Annotated in this window: 4 protein-coding genes and 1 pseudogene; 2 read left to right on the top strand and 3 right to left on the bottom strand. The window is 44.3% G+C overall.

Annotation, left to right across the window (positions count from 1 at the left end; translation table 11 throughout):
* The first annotated feature begins 62 nt into the window (after positions 1 to 62).
* The gene (locus PX481_RS17830) at positions 63 to 443 is read left to right on the top strand and encodes a hypothetical protein (RefSeq protein ID WP_002760482.1); all 381 of its coding nucleotides are present in this window, start codon (positions 63 to 65) and stop codon (positions 441 to 443) included.
* Positions 444 to 453: 10 nt separating this feature from the next.
* Here the strand turns inward: PX481_RS17830 and PX481_RS29800 are convergent, their stop codons facing one another.
* Entirely contained in the window at positions 454 to 696 is a 243-nt protein-coding gene (locus PX481_RS29800) for a hypothetical protein (protein WP_002760483.1), read from the bottom strand.
* A gap of 102 nt (positions 697 to 798) precedes the next feature.
* Positions 799 to 2232 (bottom strand): TM0106 family RecB-like putative nuclease, encoded by a 1434-nt coding sequence (locus PX481_RS17835; RefSeq protein ID WP_043999176.1) that lies wholly within the window; start codon positions 2230 to 2232, stop codon positions 799 to 801.
* A gap of 278 nt (positions 2233 to 2510) precedes the next feature.
* On the opposite strand from PX481_RS17835, the gene PX481_RS17840 reads away from it, so the two are divergent.
* A complete protein-coding gene (locus PX481_RS17840) occupies positions 2511 to 3725 on the top strand; it encodes an aminotransferase class V-fold PLP-dependent enzyme (protein ID WP_002760486.1) in 1215 nt (404 codons plus the stop codon).
* A 73-nt stretch (positions 3726 to 3798) separates the two neighbouring features.
* Here PX481_RS17840 and PX481_RS17845 read toward each other — a convergent pair.
* Positions 3799 to 4077 (bottom strand): annotated as a pseudogene (locus PX481_RS17845) (hypothetical protein); the annotation flags it as partial.

Here is a 4077-nt window from a genome sequence, read left to right on the forward strand (position 1 = left end):
AATGTGTTGGGAATGTGTTAGGTTAAAGATAATTGCAGCTTTGATGAATCGAGGGTTGAGCCGTGAATAACAACTTTTTCCGCAGCTATTCTGTCAATGATTCTGGTTTGGGTTGTTTCTTATCTTTGATTTTAGTCGGATTGTTGTTAGGCTCGATCGGACTGGGTTGGTTAGTCAATGGTTTTTTAATTCTCGTGGCATTTCTAATCATTTCCCCCGTCATTGCTTGGGGAATTTTTCGCTGGTGGTTGCGACGCAATTTAGTTGAAGATAGCTGTCCCGTCTGCAGCTACGAATTTACGGGTTTTAATCGCACAGAATGCCAATGTCCTAACTGTGGTGAACCGTTAAAAGTGGCAGGGGGTAAGTTTATTATTCTCACCCCTCCCGGTACGATCGATGTACAAGCGATCGAAGTACCTACCGGACAGTTGGAAGATTAGAGTCAAACCATCACCATCTAGGCACGCGCACCAAACTGAAAGCGGGGGTTCTGAATTTTAACAATAACAGCAGTCCCAGCAGGTGAATTGACCAATGAACGAGAATTAAGCCCCAAATAATTGCAAAAATCAAACTACTAACGGCAAGAGCTTTAAAAATATCATTATCGGTCTTTTGATACCAGAGAAGACTAAGGAAGGAAAGCAGTAGGAGTAGAAGCGGAAAAAGTGGGGAGAACATGGGGATCACCATTGGGTGAGGGGACTGTCTTCACATCCATAGCCTATCATTTTCCCTTGACGGCTACGGGTAGCAGCGGCTACATTCCCCCCTATTTGTCATAAATCTTTAGAATCAAATTAAAAAGTTTACGAGCCAATCTTTTAGTCTAAAGGTGGCGCGACAATCATCCTCATTGTAACGCAAAATAGCCGCCAATAAAGTCCGATCTCCTGTTTTTAACCACTGGTCATACCACCAAACGCATTGATCCCCGCTTACTCCTCGATCGCGCCATTGAAAGCCAATCCAGTTAGCGAGGGATTTTAAAGAATAACTTTCCACGGGAAAAGTTACCGAATTAACTACCTGATAGTGCAGATCAAAACAGCGAGAAACTAACTGATTAATCAAAGAAGAAGGGGTTTTATAAAGATAACCTAATCGCTTAATTGTTTCCACTTCGTACTCAGAAAAGTGAAAAATTGGTGCTTGATAATCCTGCATGACTAAGGTTAAAAATTCCTGCCATATCCTGCCTTCATCTTCTGGCTTTTCTGCCAAAAAGGGATAAAATTGCTGGGTATTAACTCGATAATCAACCCGTAAAATCCCCAAAAGATAATCTAAATTCTGTTCTGGTTCCGCTTCGATGTCAAAATAAAATTCAATCTCGGCCCTCGGTAGGGGAGACAAATAAGCAGTTTTGCCGTTGCTTTTGCGAAAGGCCCGATTTTCAATAATTGCTTGGGCCTGTAATTGTAACTGATTAGCCACCTCTAACCCCATCCCCTCCCCCATACGGGTAGGACAGGTAAGCGCCAGGGATTCCATAGTTGAAACCCCCAAAGACTGTAAAAATTGGTAACGACTGGGAGTCACCCCCGGGACTAAAGAAAGATGTTGACTCGCTTGGGCGATACCATAACAGTGACTATACCAATGACATAAACTGCAACGCTGACGCGAGATAAAAACTTCTGGTTCTTGGTGATTAATCACCATTGCGCCGAACTTTTTGATTATTTCCTCTAGTTTAGTTAACCAGAGATTCAATTCCACCCGATAGCGATTATGACGACGTAGGACAATTTCTGCGTAATTGGGAAAAACTCCCTGCATACTGGCTAATAAATAGGCGTAAAAAGTAGCCAGCATCTTATATTCAGGCTTAGGACGGCGACCGAGTTGAATATTGAGGGGATAATAAACCCAATCGCCAAATTTCGACTCTCCTGCCTGTTTAATTAATAAATGCGGGGAACCGGTTAAAGAGACGGGATAGCCAGATTGTAAAAGGACTCCGTGATAAATACAGGATACTCCCTGACCCATCAAAGCTTCCGTTTCCCTAGCGGCGGCTAAAATATCCGTGCTGGGAGTAGTCAGGGAACAATAATCGGGATAGGAGTCTTGCAGGACTTTTTTAACGTGAATTTGACTCTCCTGGCGCAATTTAAGCAAAAAATCTCGCTCAGGGTCTTTTTCTTGGCTATTGCCGTAGAGATTTAAAAACGCACGGCGTTGACAACGTTGGTAGTCTAGAAGTAGATCATCGGTCAGTAGCATTCTATCAAGGAGAAAAGTTAAGCTTTCCTGGACCTGTGAGGTAAAGTAAAAAATAATAAACTTAAAAAAAGAAAACATTCCCAAGTATGTTTCCTCTACTCTAATACTATTGTGACAATTGCGACTTAATCCGTCGATAGAATTCAGCCTTCGGTCGTCGGTCGTCAGGAAATGGGGAATTCAACTAAAACCCGAAAACCCCAAAACCCAACACCTTCTAACTGATAACTGATAACTGATAACTGATAACTGATAACTGACCCCCCATCTCCTCGCTTATGCAGAATTTAGACGAAAATAGCCTCGATTACGCCGTTAGTAAACCGGATTTAGCCGAACAAAGACAGGAATTTCGGGGACTTAGCAATAAAGTTTACTTTAATTTCGGTGGTCAGGGAACCTTGCCCAAGGCGGGATTAGAAGCGATTATCGATGCCCATAATTTTCTCCAACAAAAGGGGCCTTTTTCAGGACGGGTAAACGATTGGATTACCGGAAAAACGGAACTTCTCAGGCAAGAAATGGCTCAGGAGTTGGGAATCAGCCCCAGCACCCTCTCTATCACCGAGGATGTCACTGTAGGCTGTAATATCGCCCTCTGGGGAGTTGATTGGCAAGCGGGGGAACATATTTTACTGACCGATTGTGAACACCCCGGAATTATCGCCACGGTTCAAGAAATTGCCCGTCGTTATCATCTGGAAATCTCCACTTGTCCTATTCGGGAAACTTTAAACGGTGGCAACCCGATAGAAGTGATTTCCGCTCATTTACGGCCAAAAACTAGGGTTTTGGTGGTTAGTCACGTTCTCTGGAATACCGGACAGGTTTTACCCCTCAAGGAAATCTCGCAACTTTGTCATGATAATTCTGTCACCGAAAAACCCGTTTTAGTGGTGGTGGATGCTGCCCAATCCGTGGGTTGTTTGCCCTTGGATTTAAGCGCTACTGCCGCCGATTGTTATGCTTTTACGGGTCATAAATGGTGGTGTGGACCGGCTGGTGTGGGAGGATTGTATATTCGTCCCGAAATTTTCCCTAGTTTACGGCCCACTTTTATCGGTTGGCGCGGCATTGAAACAGATAACCGAGGACAGCCTATCGGTTGGAAACCGGATGCCAGACGCTTTGAAGTGGCCACTTCTGCCTATCCCCAATTTGAGGGTTTAAGGGCAACTATTGCGGTACATAACGCCTGGGGTGATGGGGGACAAAGATACGAAAAGATTTGTCAATTAGCGGCTTATCTCTGGGAAGAATTAAAGACGATTAAAGGGGTGAAATGTTTAAAAAATTCTCCGCCGGAATCCGGTTTAGTTTCCTTTCAAATTGACTCGGCCATCACCCCACAAAAGTTAGTGCAACAGCTAGAAAAACAAGGGTTTTTACTGCGAACTCTCCTCGACCCCCTCTGTGTGCGTGCCTGTGTCCACTATTTCACTTTGCCCTCAGAAATCGAGCAGTTAGTAGCAGCTGTCAAAAAGTTAGTTTAAAATCGGATTATAGGCGATCGACTATCGATAATGACGACCCCGCAACTTTTCGAGTGGGATGAAATTGACATCCTCACCGCCGGGGCCGGACGGTGATGACCGGCAGATCAAACAAACTTAATTGAACGACCGACCGCTGGGTTGACGCTTCACGGGATGCTGCTTCTTTAACAGAAGTCTTATGCTGTCCTCCACGCCCGTTTAAAGTCTCCGATTGCCCACCGGCGACCTTGATATTAATTGCAGCGTTGGCTCTTCTGGTTTCTGTGTGGAAACGAGGTCTATACTGATAGAATATCCGCAAAATAGCCCTAAAAGTCTTGCCCGATAAGCATTTCACGATTCCATAAGC

The sequence above is a fragment of the Microcystis sp. M53603_WE2 genome (assembly GCF_030065435.1).